The organism is Acinetobacter colistiniresistens (assembly GCF_000413935.1).
Taxonomy (GTDB): domain Bacteria; phylum Pseudomonadota; class Gammaproteobacteria; order Pseudomonadales; family Moraxellaceae; genus Acinetobacter; species Acinetobacter colistiniresistens.
Window position 1 is genome coordinate 595,001 of sequence record NZ_KE340379.1, and the last position, 17,685, is coordinate 612,685.

13 protein-coding genes, 2 pseudogenes and 1 other annotated feature are annotated in these 17,685 nt (G+C 40.9%); of the genes and pseudogenes, 9 read left to right on the forward strand and 6 right to left on the reverse strand.

Annotation, left to right across the window (positions count from 1 at the left end):
* Position 1: 1 nt before the first annotated feature.
* The gene (locus F907_RS10685) at positions 2-691 is read left to right on the forward strand and encodes an LrgB family protein (RefSeq protein WP_016651941.1); all 690 of its coding nucleotides are present in this window, start codon (positions 2-4) and stop codon (positions 689-691) included.
* Positions 692-1,437: 746 nt separating this feature from the next.
* On the forward strand, positions 1,438-5,436 hold the full coding sequence (gene posA / locus F907_RS10680) for a delta-poly-L-ornithine synthetase PosA (protein ID WP_016651942.1): 3,999 nt from the start codon (positions 1,438-1,440) through the stop codon (positions 5,434-5,436).
* Positions 5,437-5,530: 94 nt separating this feature from the next.
* Here the strand turns inward: posA and F907_RS10675 are convergent, their stop codons facing one another.
* A complete protein-coding gene (locus tag F907_RS10675; protein WP_016651943.1) occupies positions 5,531-6,292 on the reverse strand; it encodes a COG4705 family protein in 762 nt (253 codons plus the stop codon).
* 159 nt (positions 6,293-6,451) lie between these two features.
* On the opposite strand from F907_RS10675, the gene F907_RS10670 reads away from it, so the two are divergent.
* A complete protein-coding gene (locus tag F907_RS10670) occupies positions 6,452-7,012 on the forward strand; it encodes an undecaprenyl-diphosphatase (RefSeq protein WP_016651944.1) in 561 nt (186 codons plus the stop codon).
* A 141-nt stretch (positions 7,013-7,153) separates the two neighbouring features.
* On the opposite strand, the gene F907_RS10665 is transcribed toward F907_RS10670, so the two are convergent.
* The 5 genes and pseudogenes from F907_RS10665 to F907_RS10645 form a co-directional block, all read right to left on the reverse strand.
* Positions 7,154-8,122 (reverse strand): M15 family metallopeptidase, encoded by a 969-nt coding sequence (locus F907_RS10665; protein ID WP_164743266.1) that lies wholly within the window; start codon positions 8,120-8,122, stop codon positions 7,154-7,156.
* A 3-nt stretch (positions 8,123-8,125) separates the two neighbouring features.
* A complete protein-coding gene (locus tag F907_RS10660; protein ID WP_016651946.1) occupies positions 8,126-8,731 on the reverse strand; it encodes a hypothetical protein in 606 nt (201 codons plus the stop codon).
* A 10-nt stretch (positions 8,732-8,741) separates the two neighbouring features.
* Entirely contained in the window at positions 8,742-9,548 is an 807-nt protein-coding gene (gene icmH, locus F907_RS10655; RefSeq protein ID WP_005242904.1) for a type IVB secretion system protein IcmH/DotU, read from the reverse strand.
* Positions 9,549-9,558: 10 nt separating this feature from the next.
* Positions 9,559-10,530, reverse strand: a pseudogene (gene tssK, locus F907_RS10650) (type VI secretion system baseplate subunit TssK); the annotation flags it as partial.
* Positions 10,531-10,566: 36 nt separating this feature from the next.
* Positions 10,567-11,786, reverse strand: a protein-coding gene (locus F907_RS10645; RefSeq protein WP_087486619.1) for an IS3-like element ISAba19 family transposase whose coding sequence is annotated in 2 segments (ribosomal slippage) — positions 10,567-11,510 and positions 11,510-11,786 — 1,221 coding nt in all. Because the reading frame shifts where the segments join, the coding sequence is not laid out codon by codon here.
* Positions 11,395-11,511, reverse strand: a sequence feature (AL1L pseudoknot). Its footprint overlaps the gene before it by 117 nt.
* Positions 11,787-11,835: 49 nt before the next feature.
* On the opposite strand from F907_RS10645, the pseudogene F907_RS0117995 reads away from it, so the two are divergent.
* The 6 genes and pseudogenes from F907_RS0117995 to F907_RS10615 form a co-directional block, all read left to right on the forward strand.
* Positions 11,836-12,345, forward strand: a pseudogene (locus F907_RS0117995) (type VI secretion system contractile sheath domain-containing protein); the annotation flags it as partial.
* Between the two features lie 51 nt (positions 12,346-12,396).
* Positions 12,397-12,900 carry an Hcp family type VI secretion system effector gene (locus F907_RS10635; RefSeq protein ID WP_005151564.1) on the forward strand — a complete coding sequence of 168 codons (504 nt, stop codon included), beginning with the start codon at positions 12,397-12,399 and terminating at the stop codon, positions 12,898-12,900.
* A 77-nt stretch (positions 12,901-12,977) separates the two neighbouring features.
* Positions 12,978-13,454 (forward strand): type VI secretion system baseplate subunit TssE, encoded by a 477-nt coding sequence (gene tssE, locus F907_RS10630; RefSeq protein ID WP_005273745.1) that lies wholly within the window; start codon positions 12,978-12,980, stop codon positions 13,452-13,454.
* A 12-nt stretch (positions 13,455-13,466) separates the two neighbouring features.
* The gene (tssF, locus tag F907_RS10625; RefSeq protein ID WP_005273746.1) at positions 13,467-15,275 is read left to right on the forward strand and encodes a type VI secretion system baseplate subunit TssF; all 1,809 of its coding nucleotides are present in this window, start codon (positions 13,467-13,469) and stop codon (positions 15,273-15,275) included.
* Positions 15,239-16,234: a type VI secretion system baseplate subunit TssG gene (gene tssG / locus F907_RS10620; protein ID WP_016651949.1), complete on the forward strand. Its 996-nt coding sequence runs from the start codon at positions 15,239-15,241 to the stop codon at positions 16,232-16,234. Before tssF ends, tssG begins: the two co-directional genes overlap by 37 nt.
* Positions 16,234-17,658 carry a hypothetical protein gene (locus tag F907_RS10615; RefSeq protein ID WP_016651950.1) on the forward strand — a complete coding sequence of 475 codons (1,425 nt, stop codon included), beginning with the start codon at positions 16,234-16,236 and terminating at the stop codon, positions 17,656-17,658. The genes tssG and F907_RS10615 overlap by 1 nt, the downstream gene beginning before the upstream one ends.
* Positions 17,659-17,685: the final 27 nt, after the last annotated feature.

A 17,685-nucleotide genomic window follows, 5' to 3' on the forward strand; every position in this document is an offset into this window, starting at 1 on the left:
GATGAATATTTGGTCAATTCTTTGTTTGATCTGGACTTTGCTGGCCTATGTAATTGCAAAGCGGCTCTATCAAAAGTATCCGAAATTATGGCTATCCCCAGCGCTGAGTGTGCCGATACTCACGATTATTTTGATGATGATTTTCGGGATTTCATATCAGACTTATGCTGAAGATACTCAGTGGATTGTCAATTTACTTGGCCCTGCAACGGTTGCATTCGCCGTGCCGATTTATCGTTATCGCGAGACAATTCGCAAAAATTTGGGGGTTTTATCAGTCGCCATTGTTGTGGGGATGAGTGTTGGTGTGATGTCGGCTTATGAGATGGCACAGTTATTTCATTTTAGTCCTGAAGTCACCAATAGTTTGATGGCACGTTCTATCTCAACACCTTTTGCCATGATTTTGGCAGAAGATATTCATGGTTCAGCAGCATTGGTGTCTTTATTTACCGTCATTACCGGTTTGGTGGGAATGATTTGTGGAGACGCCATTTTAGCATTCACCAAAATCCGTTCTAATGTGGCGAATGGTGCTGCATTTGGCAATGCAGCGCATGGTTTTGGCACGGTGAGAGCTCAACAACGTAATCGTGAGGAAGGGGTAATCGCAAGTTTAACCATGGTCATTGCTGGTATTTTAATGGTTTTGATTGGCCCAGCAGCGATTCATTTATGGTTATTGATCTAAGCACCTTTTAGTAATATTCGGGTGATCCTTAAAGTGATTGAGTGTGAGCCTGTGAAGTGTACTGCATAATTCATTTCATTGGCTTGCTTATTATTAATTTTTTATAAATATTTAATTTAGTTTTTTGAAACCTTAAGGTGTTAGGTTAAAGGGAACTTGAATTAATCTTTTTTTAAGTGGCGTTATATATTGGTAAAGGCTGTTTTTGATCAATAACTGTTGCACTTGTTAATTAATGTGTATTAGAAAAATAGAAAGAATAGAAAATGGAGAAAAAGAGCCATTACATCCATAAAAAACATCTTTTATAATCTGGTATAAAATTGATCAGATACATGATGTATTGTTTCTGAAGCTGCTGTTAGATAGCACTTGTTTTGGTTTGGAATAAATAATATTTTGTTTTATAAGTGTTTTTAATTTTTGTGTAAAGCGCTCTAAGTTATACAATTTTGATATTTCGTGCATTTTTTAATATCTGAAGCTGCATAAGTTTTATTATAAAAAGATTAAACGGAGTGAGTGTATAAGAGATCTCTATTTATTATTAAAGCTTAGGCGGTTTTGATCTTTTACCTTGCAGCTTAATATAATAAAATGTAATCTCGTCGACGTGTTGTGATCTATTTTCTACGGGTGAAATTCAATAAAATTAAGAATTCTTTTCTCTAATAAGTAATTTTAAACAACTATCTGACTGAACTGATTATTTGCTAAATCATAATTTTAACGAGCGTATCAACTGAATGAATCAAATTGCGATAAACGAAAAAAATATTATTCGTGGTAAACACCACCCAGAGTTTTTGCAGGAAGAAGTTTTAACCGATATTTTTGTCCAGACTGCACAACGTCTCCCTCAAAAAACTGCCCTGATCGAAGCAGAACAACAGATCAGTTATGCCGAGTTATATCAGCAGGCGTTGGTCATGGCACAGCATTTAACCCTGAACGGGATTAAAGCGGGGGATATCGTTGGCTTGTGGTTGCCGCGGGGAATTGAATTATTAAAATCCCAATTGGCGATCTGCCTCAGTGGTGCTGCCTGGTTGCCTTTTGATATGGATACCCCGGCAGACCGGATTGCAGTCTGTCTTGAAGATGCGGCGGCGGTCGGCATGATCACCACCGATGAGTGGTATGAACATTTGGCCGAAGTTCCACAAACCAAGTGGACCAATACCGAATTACAACGCCCACTTGATCAGACGGTTGAACTCGCCAGAACTACACCGGAACAACCTGCCTATATTATTTATACCTCAGGTTCGACAGGGAAACCGAAAGGGATTGTCATTACCCAGAAGAATATTTGCCACTTCCTGCGCAGTGAAAACAGTATCTTGGGCATTCAGGAGCAAGACAAGGTCTATCAAGGCTTCTCGGTGGCTTTTGATATGTCTTTTGAGGAAATCTGGCTGTCTTATCTGGTCGGTGCAACATTGTGGATTGCACCTAAATCACTGGTCAGTGATCCAGAACGCTTATGTAAAACCTTGCAACAAGAACAGATCACGGTTTTACATGCCGTACCAACCTTACTGGCTTTATTCCCGGAAGATGTACCGAACCTGCGCATCATCAATCTGGGTGGAGAAATGTGCCCGGACTCACTGGTTGATCGCTGGGCATTACCCCACCACCAAATGTTTAATACCTATGGGCCAACTGAAACCACGGTATCTGCCAGTCTGGAACTATTGCAGCGTGGCAAACCCGTCACGATTGGCAAGCCCTTACCCAACTATGGCATGTTGGTCATCAATGCAGAACGCGAACTGTTGCCGCAAGGAGAAACAGGGGAACTGTGTATCTTTGGACCGAGTGTGGCACCCGGTTATTTAGGACGCCCTGATCTGACTGCCGATAAATTTATCCAAAATCCATGGGCCAGCAATCCAGACGAAGAAAGCCTGTATCGCACAGGGGATCTGGCCAAAATCGATGAGTTTGGTCAGGTGCATTGCTTAGGCCGTGCCGATGATCAGGTGAAGATTCGCGGCTTCCGAGTTGAACTCGGTGAGATTGAAGCGGCGTTATGTGATCTGGATGGCATTGGCACCGCAGCCGTGATTCTACGTGCTGAAGATGGCATTGATCAGTTGATTGCCTTCATTGCTCCTGAACTTGATGCCCAACACGCCATCGAAATTAAACAGCTACGCCATCACCTCAGTCAGCGCTTGCCGCCTTATATGGTGCCCAACCGCTTTGAAGTGATTGAGGAAGTACCTCGTTTATTGTCAGGAAAAATTGACCGCAAAGCCCTGAAAGCACGTCCATTAACCAGTGTGGTTGATCGGAGCGAATCAGATCAGCCGCAGAATCAGGCCGAAGAAATCTTATTTGGCATACTCAATCGCTTATTCCCGAATATCCCGATTAAATTAGATGCAGACTTCTTTGACGATCTCGGTGGACACTCACTGTTGGCTGCTGTACTGATTTCCAACCTACGCGCACACCCTGAATACAGTCACCTGACCATTCAAAGTCTGTATCAGGCCCGCAGAGTTGGTGCCATTGCCGCACTGATGCTGGAACAGCCTGAACCGTCATTATTTGATAGCCAGCTCGGGCAGGATAATCCACGAAATACCCGCTATAAATGGCTGTGTGGTCTGGCACAATCCGTGACGATACCTGTGCTGATCTCGATCAATATCTTACAGTGGCTGGCTCCGTTCTTTACCTACCATTATTTTACCGGCGGTACACGAGACACGATTCCCTCGGCGATTCTATTGTCACTGCTGGTCTATGTCATGGTGATTCTCGCCAGCTTTGCACTGTCGATTAGTGTAAAACGGGTGTTATTACTCGGGATACCAGCAGGGCGTTACCCACTCTGGGGAATGACCTATTTCCGTTGGTGGCTGGCAGACCGAATCAGCAGCATTTCACCGGTATATCTCTTATCCGGTTCAACCTTGCTGAATCTCTACCTCAAAGCACTGGGGGCAAAGATTGGCCATGATGTCAGCATCAGTTCCGTACATATCCGGATGCCTTCTTTATTGACCATTGAAGATGGGGTCAGCATTGGTTCCAATGTCAATCTGGAGAATGCTAAAGTTGAACATGGCCATCTGGTATTGGGTTCAGTTCATTTGAAACAAGACAGTTATGTCGGTTCCTATGCGGTATTGGAAGAAAATACCGTATTAGAACCCCGTGCCCATGTGAATGCCTTAACTGCGATTGAATATGACACCACGGTGCCAGCAGGTGAAATCTGGGAGGGTACACCTGCGAAGAAAATTGGCCATGTGGACAGCTTGGAGCCATTGGCTGCACGCCCGAAACTGTCGTTTATCCGTAAAATCTCAGAATATGCCTACTATGCAATCAGTGCATTATTCATTGCCTGTATCTTCTTTATCCCAATCTTTCCAAGCTTCCTATTGGTGGACTGGTTAGATGTCAATATTTTCAATATTGATCCGAACAACCACTTACAGATTGCGTTGTACTATTTCATTCTGGCGATTCCAGCCAGTGCGATGATGATGGTGATTACCGCACTGATCTCCTCGGCATTACGTAAAGTAGCCTTGCCGCGTTTAGAGACGGGCAGCTATGCCATCCATGGCGGCACCTATTATCGTAAATGGTTTGCATCACAGATTTTAGAAACCAGTTTACAAACCCTGCATGGTTTATTTGCCACTATCTACGCACCAACCTGGTTCCGTTTGTTGGGTGCCAAAGTCGGTAAAAACACCGAAATCTCAACAGCAACAGGGGTAATTCCTGAACTGCTGACTTTGGGAGAGGAAAGCTTTATTGCCGATGCCGTGATGTTGGGGGATGAGGAAATCAAGGGCGGCTGGATGACCTTAAAATCGACCCAGATTGGTAACCGCAGCTTTGTAGGGAATAGTGCCTATATCGCGGATGGGACGGTATTACCGGACAATGTGTTGATCGGGGTGCAATCCAAAACACCAGATAACCGAGAAATGTACTCAGGTCAAACCTGGTTTGGTTCTCCACCTTTACTTCTGCCTGCACGTGAGGCAGCAGAACAGTACCCAGACCACCTGACCTTTCAACCGAGTGTTAAGCGACGTCTGATGCGTGGTTTGATTGAAGGTCTGCGGATCGTATTACCGGCAGCGCTGGCGATTGGTGTGGGTTATATGATCGTACTGGAAATTATTGATGTGATTAATAACTACAGTATCGCGACAGGGCTATTGGCCTTGACTTTGGCGGGGCTGCTCTATGGTGTGGGCTGCTTTGTGATCGTGGCGTTATTGAAATGGATTTTAATTGGTCGTTACCAACCACGTTCAGCACCGATGTGGACCATGTTTGTCTGGTTAAGTGAGGGGGTGACCAGTTTATATGAAGCGGTTGCAATCCCGAACTTCCTGAACTACCTCAGAGGCACACCAATGTTACCGTTCTTCCTGCGCCTGTTAGGGGTACGTATAGGTAAGGATGTGTATATGGATACCGCAGATATCACCGAGTTTGATTGTGTTGAGATTGGAGACCGAGCTGAATTTAACAGTTTCTCTGGTCCACAGACGCATTTATTTGAAGACCGGATTATGAAAATTGGTCAGGTGAAAGTGGGCAATGATGTGGTGGTGAATGCGCGCAGTATTATTTTATATAATGCCAATGTGAGCCATCATGCGGTATTGGGTCCACTGACTTTGGTGATGAAAGGTGAGAACATACCAGCCAAATCAGCTTGGATTGGTTCACCTGCTGTGCCTTGGAGACATCAATAAGTTTATAATTAGCCAAATATATGAAAGGGATAAGCAGTGAAAGTGCTTATCCCTTTTGCTTAGATGGCTTTAAAGAACGTGCTGATAACAAGGGCTAATGTGCTGTTGAGGCTGGTTTTGATTTAAAGAAGATAAGACAGAATACAATAAATGCCAATAATACGAATGAAGCACCGAATCGACTTAAATCAAGTCCCCCGTGATCTAGTGGTTTATCAAGGAAATCACCTAAGACAGCGCCTAAAGGTCTGGTGATAACGAAGGCAGACCAGAAGAGAAAGGTTCTTGAGATTTGAGTCCAGTAATAGAGTGCTGCTAAGACTAAGAGCAGAGAACCAAAGATCAATGCCGAGGCGGTATAACCTAATCCTTGTGTATCAGCCGTCCAGTCTCCCAAAGCGGTGCCCAAGGTTTGCGAAAACATGATGGTGATCCAATAAAAAGCTTCACTCTTTGTAGACTGAACGCTATTGACTGCAATATTTCCACTACTCTGATACCAGATTGCCAGAGATGCAAGCAATAAAATAAGAAGTAAGGTGCTGCCGCCTGAATAGCCAATTCCTAGAGAGCGATCAACAAAATCTGCGATGGTGGTGCCGAGCGTGGTGGTTGAAATGATGGTTGCCCAATATAAAAAAGGTTTATATTGTTTGGCTTTCATTTGCAGTGCAACAAAGCCAATGAAAATAATAGAGAAAATACAAGTGCTTAAGATATAGCCAAAATTAAGGGACATAGATAAAGCATCACCTGCTGTTTCACCTAGCGTGGTTGCTGCAATTTTTATGATCCAGAAGATGAGAGTCACTTCAGGCACTTTGCTGAATGTCTGACTGAGCGTATTGTTATCCATTATTCACTCCGGTTCGAAGATGAGTAAAATTTAGACTTTTTTTATTAATTCAGACTTAAGCTTAAATTGTAATTTTATTCAAAATTTTAAAAGCTTTAATTTTAGTTTAAGGTGGACTTTTTATATTTTCAGCGTCAAATCATCATGGAACGATTGGCGATGTCAATTGAAGCTATCGATATTCGTTTATTTAACTGGATAAACGCCACTGCAACACAAAACCCTATTTTAGATAAAATTGCATTATTTTCATCACATAATTTGATCGCAGTTTTATTTATATTTTTAATTGTCTCTTTATTTTTTAAGGATAAGGCATATAAAGGGCAGTTTATAAAAACGTTGATTACAGTGTTGGCTTCTTTATTAGTGACGCAACTGATTCATGCCGTGTATTACCATCCGCGTCCTTTTGATCTTGGGATTGGGCATATCTTGACAGGGCATGGCTCATCTTCATCATTTCCAAGTCAGCATACCTTAACAGTCATGACGATTGCTTGGTCATACTTGCTTTCGGGCTACCGAAAAATTGGCAGTATGGCACTTTTACTGGGTGTTATTGTCGGCTGGTCAAGGGTTTATATTGGGGTTCACTTTCCTTTTGATATATTAGGTTCATTTGTTATTGCTTTTATACTTGTATTAACTATGAATCTGGTTTTCAAAGAGTTTATTTTAAAATTCAGAAAACCCGTTGCTATTTCCCTGGCTAAATGAAAGGATATTTAAGCTGAGGTAGAGATTGGATAGTCGATTTTATATATTAATTATAATTGAATATAAAACCAAAACCTGTGCAACTATATAAAAATGCACAGGTTTATCTGTTTTAAGGCAGTGGAATAATAATGAGATGAATTAAGAATCTTCAGATTTAGTGGTTAATTGTCCTTCAGCCGTCAGTTGATCGGCCATTTCTTTGGTTTTTCTTAAGCCTGGCATACGGTATTCGGTGTGGCCATAGTCTTTGATGGATTTCCAACGACCACCCCATGTCAAGCCAACAGATTCAGCAACTTGGCCGTAAAGTTCATAACCTCGCATTGCCCATGGATCACGTTCCGAGATGACCACTTTACCATTACGTTTAAAGGCAACATCTGCGGCTAAGCCAAATTGATGATAACTTTGATAGCCTTTGGCACGTGTTGTGTTCGGATTACCTGCTAACATATTTTGGCGGTTTGGACTGCGATAGCCTTCAAGTAAAACTAGTTCATAACCATGTTGCTCTTTCATAATTTTGAACACCATGAGCAAGCGCTGTTTATAACGTGGATTAATTTTATCCCATTTACGATCAACCAAGGATGAATCTAAACTGCCATGTGAATGAGTCAGTGGAATTTCAATCTGAGACGCATCAATACTTGGATCAGTTGGATGTTGCGCCTGATAAGCTTGTTCAAGACGGGTGGCTTCAATAATTGCATCTTGAATAAGAGTTTCATCTACTTCTGGTGGCGGGCTTAACATTTCACCATTGAGTAGGGTATAAATTTGTGGATCTGTTTCCTTAAGGTATTCTGCCTCTATACGTGTGGAGTTGATCGGACGTGTAAAAGCAAAAATGAGGATACTTGCAAATAAAAAGAAACCCGCAACTAAAATCCACCATTGTTGCAAATGCCAATGTGATTGCAGTCTGTCTGGTGAAGCTGCTTGGTGCATATTCTCCGCAAACTGCATGGCATTTACGATTTTCTTTTTGCTACTTGGCAATAAGGATTGCAGGAACTGTTTAGATTTATAACGCAACTCATGAGACATGAGCAGCGTTAATCCGATTGCAACCGCAATGAAGCAGAAAAAGATAAACCAGATCATGTGTTATTTCAGTTCATTCACAGCAAATGGTTTCTGAGTGACTTTGATTTGCACTGTTGCATCAGGTGCTTCGGCTTCAGGTTCTACCGTTTTTGGAGATGCTGCTTTGACTGGCTGAGATGCTGGTTTAACAATTTTATTGGTCGTCGGTACTTCATTTTTAGTTGCTACAGGTTTTGCGGGTACCGACGGGTGGACTGCTTTGTTATTCGGTTCATTTGCAAAAGGTGAAATTTGTTGACCAGTACGGACAGGCGCAGCGGGTGGAGGCGTGCGCTGGAAAAATTTATTTAAATCATTACTGCCTGGCTGAGCAAACCCATTGTCTTCTGCTGATTCGGCTGTTTCATGATGAACAGGCATGGGTTCTTCAGCACTATGAGGTGGCACTTTTGCATGAGGTTGGATATTTGCGTTTTCGTCCACACGCTGTTCTTGTTCCAATGGTACTGCTTCAGCTGTATTTGAGTCCGTAACAAAGAGAAAGAAAATCAGCGAGGTAAAAATAATCCCTGAAAGAAATCCAATCAGTAAATAAATTACAGGAGATAAGGTTTTTTTCTTATTGGTCTGTAATATGCGTAAAGAAGTTGTTCTTTCCTGAGTCATACGTTATCAACTAAGGTAAATGGATGGTGATATGTGCTTCTTCAGCAGGTGCTGAAATCACATTTTGATAAGGGTTTAGAGCATTGTGATTCTGCTTGGACAGCATGAATTTCAAGCCTGCAAAAGTCAGGGCAGCAAAGATTAATAAAAAGATCAAAATCCAGAAAAATGGCAACTCGTGATGGATAATATGTTTAATATGATCAGGGATTGCTGCGAATGGCGAGAATGCCGCTTTCTTGCCTTTGAGGTAGTCAATTTCATCGCCAACACGCGCGACCAAATGATTTAAACTTTCTACTGATTCCAGACGATATTTGCCCTGAAAGCCAAGTAACAAGCAGTAGTGGAATACTTCAAGCGACGCTAAGCGCTCTTTACCGCGACTACGGAGTTGTTCCAAGATTTCAAAAAAACGATAACCAGCCAATTGAGAGCCAAATAAGCTCAATTGCAATGGACTGATCAGCCAAGAATTTTGCAAATTAAAATAAGCAGCATCTTGTTGTGTAGCAATGGTTTCGTCAATCAGAGCACAAAAAGCATATTTGGCATCATGAATATCGTCAGCAGAAAATTGTAAACGCTTGGCTTGTTGCTCAAAACGATTGAGTAAATCGACAATCTTTTCGCGAAAATCACTTGGATTTGTCGGGATATAACGATTACGAAGTAAAAAAACCAGATAGAACCCATCATGTAATAGGTCAATCAAGTTGGTTGCTTGCGCTTTATTCTGTGGCTGATCAGCGGTAGGTAAACCTGAACCAATTTTTCCATCATCAAATAAAGAGGGGATGCCAGTGGGTTGAGTCATTGTTGTTCTCTTAACTATTCATTACCGCAATGAGTTCAATACTTATATCTTGGAATCCAGCTGGTACATAAACACAGATGGACTCTGACTCAAGCATACGTTGATAGAGTTCGTGATGTGGCTCGATTTCAAAATAGCTGACACCAGAACGTACAGGAATTGCAGTGGGTACTTGCATTAAATGATGGAGTGGAACAGCAGGAAGTGCAGCAATGACACGCTGTTCTACATCAATGGTACTACCCACTTTGAAACGTAAAGGTACGATTTGAATCAGCTCATGGGTTTGCATCATGCTGCTCGACACAGCAATATAAAGACGCGTATCACGGGTAATTTTGTCTGACTCAAGACTGCCCACCCAATAGGACGGTCGCGTTTCTTTCAAGGCGATACTGAAGTAGCGGCTTGAAATAATGGTATCCAATAAATCTCTTAAGATCAGGTCAAGCTGCTGAAAGCTATCTTGTAGCTGGTGATGTTTATAATGAGGCAGATGATCGACATCATAAGCGGTCGAGAAGGTCAGCAATGAACCTGTTAAACGCAATAATTCTGAAAATAAACGTTCTGGGTGAATCAATGGATATTGGAGTAAATGGTTCAATCCAGCATAGGCGGTATTTAAGGCATTGATCAACCAGAAGGAAACGATATCACCTGAACGGAATTCAATCAGTTTTTGTTCGTTTTCACGGTTATTGCTCTGAATGGTTTTAATTTTGGCCTTAATGACATTGAGCGTACGCTTTAGGTTATTAATCAGAGATTCAGAAGCCGCAATATGCAAAATCGGTGGAATAAACTTATTGTCTAACTCGAAGTGACCCGAGCTTTGACGCTTAATTTTACCGACAGGAATATATAAGAAACCATCTAAATTCTGACTCGGCTGAATATGTTGCTCTAACAACTTAAATTCAGCACGACGACGCAATAGATTCAGCTCAGCAGGGCTGGCATCGGTAAACAGGTCGTGTGAACCGTACCGGGTTTGTCGGAGACTTTTTTATTTAAGTTAAGCCACCTGACCTAACGGGTTAATCTTATCATAGTACATTGCTTCAAACTCAAAAGGCGATACATAACCCAGTGCACTGTGTACACGCTTTTTATTGAACCAATCTACCCAGTTTAGTGTCGCAAGTTGTACATCTGCTAAACCTTGCCAATCTGCTTTTAAATATTCAATCACCTCTGTTTTGTATAAGCCATTCACCGTTTCAGCCAGAGCATTATCGTATGAATCACCCGTTGTACCGACTGATGCTCGTAAATTTGCTGCTTCTAAACGATTGGTATAGCGAATGGAAAGATATTGCACACCTCTGTCGGAATGATGAATCACATTCTTTGGCATGCCTCGATCATGCAATGCTTGCTCTAATGCATCAAGCACCATATCTGTATTCATCCGTGTAGATACTTTCCATCCAACAATTGCTCGTGAGAACACATCAATAACAAATGCGGTATATACCCAGCCTGAATGAGTTTGAATATACGTAAAGTCACCCACCCATAGTTGGTTTGGATGATCAGCATTAAAATTACGTTTCACTAAATCATCTGCCCGTTTTTGGTCATCTCGGTTACGGGTGGTTTGTTTATTCTTACCACGCCAAACACCTTGTATACCTAGCTTTTGCATCAATCGAGCAACTGTACAACGTGCAATAACATAACCCTCACGTTTCAATTTTTGCCAAACTTTACGTACACCATATCGACCTGAACTTTCTTTCCAAATTCGTTTAATTTGTTCAGCATGATACTCATCATGTAGATCTCGTTTCGCTCGATGTTCTGGATTGTCAGTGAGATCTAAAGTTCGGTAATAGGTTGAAGGTGCAATCGGTAAAATTCTACAAATCGCTTCAACACCATATCGATCTTTATTGTTATGGATAAAATCCACCATTATTTGTGTGGGCGGTCGAGCTCCGCCTGGGCGAAAAAAGCGGCTGCTTTACGTAGAATTTCATTGGCACGTTTTAATTCTTTAATTTCACGTTCCATTTGCTTCATTTTTTCTTGGTCAGATATCTGTTGTACTTTGGCAGGATTTAGTTGATCCAGATGCTTTAAATACCAAACACGCAATGTTTCAGGAGTACAACCGATTTTAGGAGCAATAGCTGTGATTGCTGCCCAAGTAGAAGGATAATCTTTTTCAGATTCAATTAGTAATTGAACCGCTCTTTCTCTAATTTCGGGGGTATAGTTTGGTTTTGTCATCGGGATAGTCTCTCAGAATATTGACTCTCCGACAAACCCGGTACGGTTCATATTTAAATGTCCAACTGAAATCGCAATCACTGACCGTCGTGAAAAAGAACTGAGTGATCTGGGCTTTATTCCGCTGGTACATTGTAAAAATACGGATTATGCAGCTTTCTTTGGCGCACAGTCGGCTCAAAAACCTAAAAAATATGACAGTGATACGGCGAATGCAAACTCTGCACTTTCTAGCCAAATCCAATACATCATGGCGGTATCGCGCATTGCACATTATTTAAAAGCAATGATGCGTGACAAAGTGGGAAGTTTTGCATCTGCAGGCAATGTTGAAGCATTTTTAAATGAATGGCTCTCGCAATATGTCTTGCTCGATGTTGGTGCATCTCAAGAAGCAAAAGCACAATATCCGCTTCGTGAGGCATCTGTAAAAGTTGTAGAAGACCCAGCTCAACCGGGTCACTACAAGTCTGTGGTTTTCTTAAGACCACATTTCCAGCTGGATGAGTTGTCGGTTTCTTTACGACTCGTGACTGAACTACCTCAGTCCTCAAATTAATAATGAGATCAGCTAGATAATAACTTTAAATAAAATAGAGGTAAATTTTAAATGAAAGATATATATGTTGAGTTTCGTGGTAAGTACAAGGTAGACGGAGAATCTCGCGATTCTGAACACAAAGGTTGGCTTGAAGTTAACTCTTGGGCTCATAACATTCGTCAACCTAAATCTGCGACTTCAAGTAGCGTAGGTGGCCATACAGCTGAACGTGTTGAACACTCAGACATGATCTTTGTTAAAGACTTGGATGCAACTAGTCCTAAACTTTGGGAAGCGTGTTCTGCGGGTTATACATTTGACGAAGTACAGATCGATTACTACCGTGCCAATGGTGATAAACGCATCAAGTACTTACAAATCAAATTGAAACACGTTCTAGTTTCTAGCGTAACACCGACTGTAAACGAAGAAGGTGTTCCAACTGAAACATTTGGTTTGAAATACGCTGCTGTTGAGTGGACTTATAACCAACAAGACATTAACGGTACTGCGAAAGGTGCTGTGACGAAGAAATGGTCACTTTCTAATAACACAGCTTCATACGCTGCGTAATCGAGATTGTGATGTTCTGGTAGAGGTTAATAGTCGCCTATTAGCCTCTATTTTTCCAAGATGCTGTTCTTATAAAAATGAATTTAGATCATCTATATCCTTATGGATTCAGATCAACATTATTTGATCGTTTAGTACCAGAGCAAGAAGATTATTTAAGAGGGATGTCGATTCAGCAGTTACGAGAGTCGGTTGCTCGTGATTTGGAAGACTTGTTGAATAGTCGGATCGCACAATTTGATTGTGATATGGATGAATATCCACTCGCAAAGAGATCAATTTTGCAGTTTGGAATTATTGATTTTGTTGGTTTATCCACAGCCAATCCATTGGATCGAGATAAAATTTGCCAGTCGATTGAGCAGTCCATTGCAGCACATGAGCCGAGATTGCGGCAGATCAAAGTTGAAATGCTATTGGATGGGCACAATATGGGTTCACTTTGTTTAAGTATCCAAGCTTATTTAAATATACATCCTTTGTACGAGCCCGTGTTCTTTGACGCTTTACTTAAGCCTACAACACAACAATATGTTATTTCTGCCAGAACTTAGTGTGAGCGACCTGTGATAGAGCAACTTTTACCGTATTATGAAAAACAACTACAAGAATTCGGTCAGCAATCCAGAGAGTTTGCGCAGAAGTACCCAAAGATTGCGCAGCGACTTTCACTCAATCAAGAACAAATTGACGACCCGCATATTGAGCGCTTAATTCAAGCTTTTTCCTTGATTGCAGCGCGTATTGATAAAAAATTAGAAGACAGTTACGACGTTTTTACGCATTCTTTATTTGAGGTGATGTTTCCTCAATATTTACGTCATTTTCCAGCATGCACAGTGGTCAGTTTTGAAGATATTAATAAACTAAAACAGCTGAGCTCTGCGCATGTTATCCCACTGAAAACCGCATTAAAGTCACGCAGTTTTAAGGGGGTACAGTGTGAGTTTAATACGACCAATGAAGTTCGATTATTGCCGATTTCATTGATGCAACTTGAGTTTCAAACCTCGCCAAGTACCCATATGCATTTGAATCAGAATGCAACTTTAAGTCTGAAGTTTGAAGTTTTCAATGATGCACAGAAATGGATTCTGGATGAAAAATTGCCGATCTATTTAGATGCAATTTCAAACTTTCCTTTACAAGTTCTAGATAGTATTTTTCGTAAAGATACTGGTTTTGCGATCCGTGTCGGACAGCGTGTAGTCGAGGTCAGTAATCCTTTTGAAGTGATGGGTTTTAGTGAACAGGAAAGCCTGTTACCAGTCGACCAGCATACACATCATGCCTATCGTTTATTGATGGAATATTTCTGCTTTCCTGAGAAATTCAACTATCTGAATCTTGATTTGAGTTGCTTAAAGGGTATGCTTCAACAACACAATCAATTTGAAATTTTGATCCATCTCAAGCTCAATTTGAATGATCAAGCTGTGGTGCGTAATTATTCAGAATTAAATATTGCCAATTTTAAGCTGTTTACGACACCTGCAATTAATTTATTTGAAAAGCAGGCTGAACCGCAAAAGGTTTCACATACCCAATTGCAGTATCCACTTGTGACTGATGCGCATCATCCAGAGCTTTATCACGTATATTCTGTGCTTGAGATGAACATGGTGCGTGAAAAAACCAATCAGGAGCAAACGCATCTTGCTGTTCTGCCTTTTTTTGCAATGAGTCATTACCATAACGATAAAGTCCAGTTTTTCTATTCACTCAATTATTTGCCCTCACAAAGCAAAGCCATGCAAATGGGCTATTCGATTGTTTCAAAACATTTGAAACCTTATGAAATTAAATCAGATTTCATTAGTACCCAGTTGCTCTGTTCCAATGGTGATCTACCGCATGAAGCTTTGAGCCAAAGCAATAATATTCTAAATTTAAATGACAGTAGTCTGGCGCGCCGTGCATTAATTTTAAAACGTCCAACTTCGCCTTTTTATTTTGATAGAAATAAAAACGAACAATGGCGCATTATTTCCCATTTATCTCTGAATACCTTGGCCTTGATGAAAGGGGATGCCTTGAGTCATGTCAAAGAGCTATTGGCTTTATATAATTTACCGCATTCCAAAGAAAATATTTTATTGATTGATGCCTTAAAACAGCTCAATTTTTCAACCACCAATAAACTTATGAATGCAAAACCGTTCCCAATGTTCATCCGCGGGGTTAAGGCTGAGCTTTCGGTCAATAAGAATGTGTTCCGAGGGCATAGTCTGTATATTTTCAGTCAGTTACTGAGTCATATTTTTAATTTGAAAGTTCAGATTAATAGTTTTGTCGATGTTGTCGTAAAAGACAGTCTTAATCAACAGGAGATATACCAATGCGTACAGAACGTTGGTGGCAAGACTCTTCTGTAGTCGACCAAGTCTTTAAAAAGGCAGGTTCATTTGAATTTGTGCAGTCGACTCGACTATTACGTCATTTACCTGTAGCAAAGCGGCAGCAGGACTGGTCTAATGATTTTCAATTCGATACCTCGTTCAGTTTAAGTTTCCCCGCGACTGAAATTGAAGCACTGAGTTATCAAGAAGAGCGGATCCATTTAACCAATTTAGTTGTTGGTTTAACTGGAACGCAAGGTGCGTTGCCTTATACCTATACCAATAAATTAAAACAGAGCTCTCGGCAACAACGTCTGGAGATTAAGGCTTTCTTGGGTTTATTTAACCATAAACTCACCACGAAATATGTCGATGCGAGTATTGCTTATAATCTACCCATTCGTTATGAAATAGAGCAAGAAAACCATTATCTCGATATTTTGCATGCCTTGAATGGCTATATTCGTTCGCAACATGAACAGCATGATTTGGATGAATATTTTGCTGAGTTTTCAGGTTTAATGCAGGGGCAGAACAATACCGCACATGCTTTAAAAACGGTACTTGGTTGTGTGTTTGATACACAGGTGCATATACAGGAATTTATCAAAGAAAGATTTCAGCTCGGGGATGAGCAAAAAACCTGTTTAGGTGGAAACAATCCAAGTTTATTGGGCATCAATACCTTTTGCGGCGATACGGTTCAGCAGATTGATGGCAAAATCGAGATTCAAATTGGCCCATTAAGTCGTGAACAATATTTAGCTTTTTTACCAGATCAACCTTTAAATAAAAAGTTAAAACATCTGGTTCAAACGTGGTGTAGCCCAACTTTGTTTATTGATGTTCGACTTATTCTGGATAAAGAAGAAGTGCGCCCGATTTGCTTGGATTCAGCACAGGAGATTGGTTTGGGGCAAGGGGCATTTTTAATGCCATCAGCACAATTACAACATAACACCGAAACGCGTTATGCACTTTTAGGAGCCGCATAATGATGAAGAAAATTTTAGCCACACTCATCGCTTGCTTTATCTTGGTTGGTTTGGTGGTGGTTTTTTATTGGCGTGATATCCAATATCAACCAGAATCTGCTGATTTAATTAATTATTTCCTTATCTTACCCGTTGTAATTACCTTGGTGTTGCTGTCACCCTGGCTGCTTTATAAGACATATCAACATTATAAAGAGAAAAAACAACGTGCTTTGCAGGCTGAACAAGAGCAAGAGCAGCATTCAACTGAATTACAACCGCCAGTTTTAGAAAGTAAATGGTTAGCACTGAATCTCTATGCGGCAGGTGCATATAGCGCTTTGGGTGAAAATGATTCGATTCTTGATGGAATTAAGCAGTTTAGCAGTCCGCAGTTAGATCAAGATCTGGTGAATTTTCATGGGATACCGATTCTCTCTTATCGAATTGAAGAGCTTGATCAACGAGTTCAAAGTACGGATGAGGAAGAATTGCAATTCCTATCGGTTCGACAGCAGCGCATTATGGCGCTGATTCACCATCAGATTGAACAGCACACAGAGCTTTTAGCATTGATTTCTGATCACTTAAAGCGTTCAAGTCTGTTTTATGAAAGCCAGAATTTACATGAATACCGTATGCATCCTGCATGGATTGATCCAACTTTTTCAGGGGATGAAGAGCGTGAAGCGCTTCAGGTGGAGCAGATCTATCGTTTAGATAAGCTAAATCTGCACATTTTATTATCTGAAGATGTTGTACATACCTGGAATGACCAGAGTAGTAATGAAAGTATTCAGGCCATTTTTTACGATCTCGGTATGATTCCGCAAAAGTTCCATATTGAATATCACTACCTCAGTGCGGCTTCAACAGAGCAGCATCTGCTTGAATTGCTCGATCGGATTCAGAATCAAGCCCATGAAATTTCATTGGTGATTGCGGCAGATTCAGAGATAGACCAAGAAGTTATTGATGAAAAGTCTTGGGGAGCGAGGGCTTATATCCCTGCGGAATTTGTCAGCAGTAGTTGCTTAGCGCATCCAGCAGTTCAGTTGGAACAGTTACAGCCTGAAAAGACCTTTAAGTTGGTGAGCAACCAAAATAATCTCGATCAAATTTTCAAAGAGCTCAAGCTTGATGATTTACCTCAGTATCAAGCAGAAGAACCTTTTGTATTGGTGGTTGAGGATAGTACGGATGTAAAAGTGGCCAAAAAATTGGAACAGTTTTTTAAGCAAAGTCCAGTTGAGGCACATCATTACTTGTACTGTAAACCTATTTTTGGGCATAGCCAAAACGTAGCAAAACTTTTTGGAATAATGTTGGGGGCGCATTTTTCTGAGTCACATGTTGCCTTTGTTTATGGACACAATTTACAAGCATTTATCCAAGCTGTTCCTGAGATCATGCAAGATCAGGAAAGTGTAGCAATTGCTGATTAATTAACTTTATTAAGAATTCGAGAACTC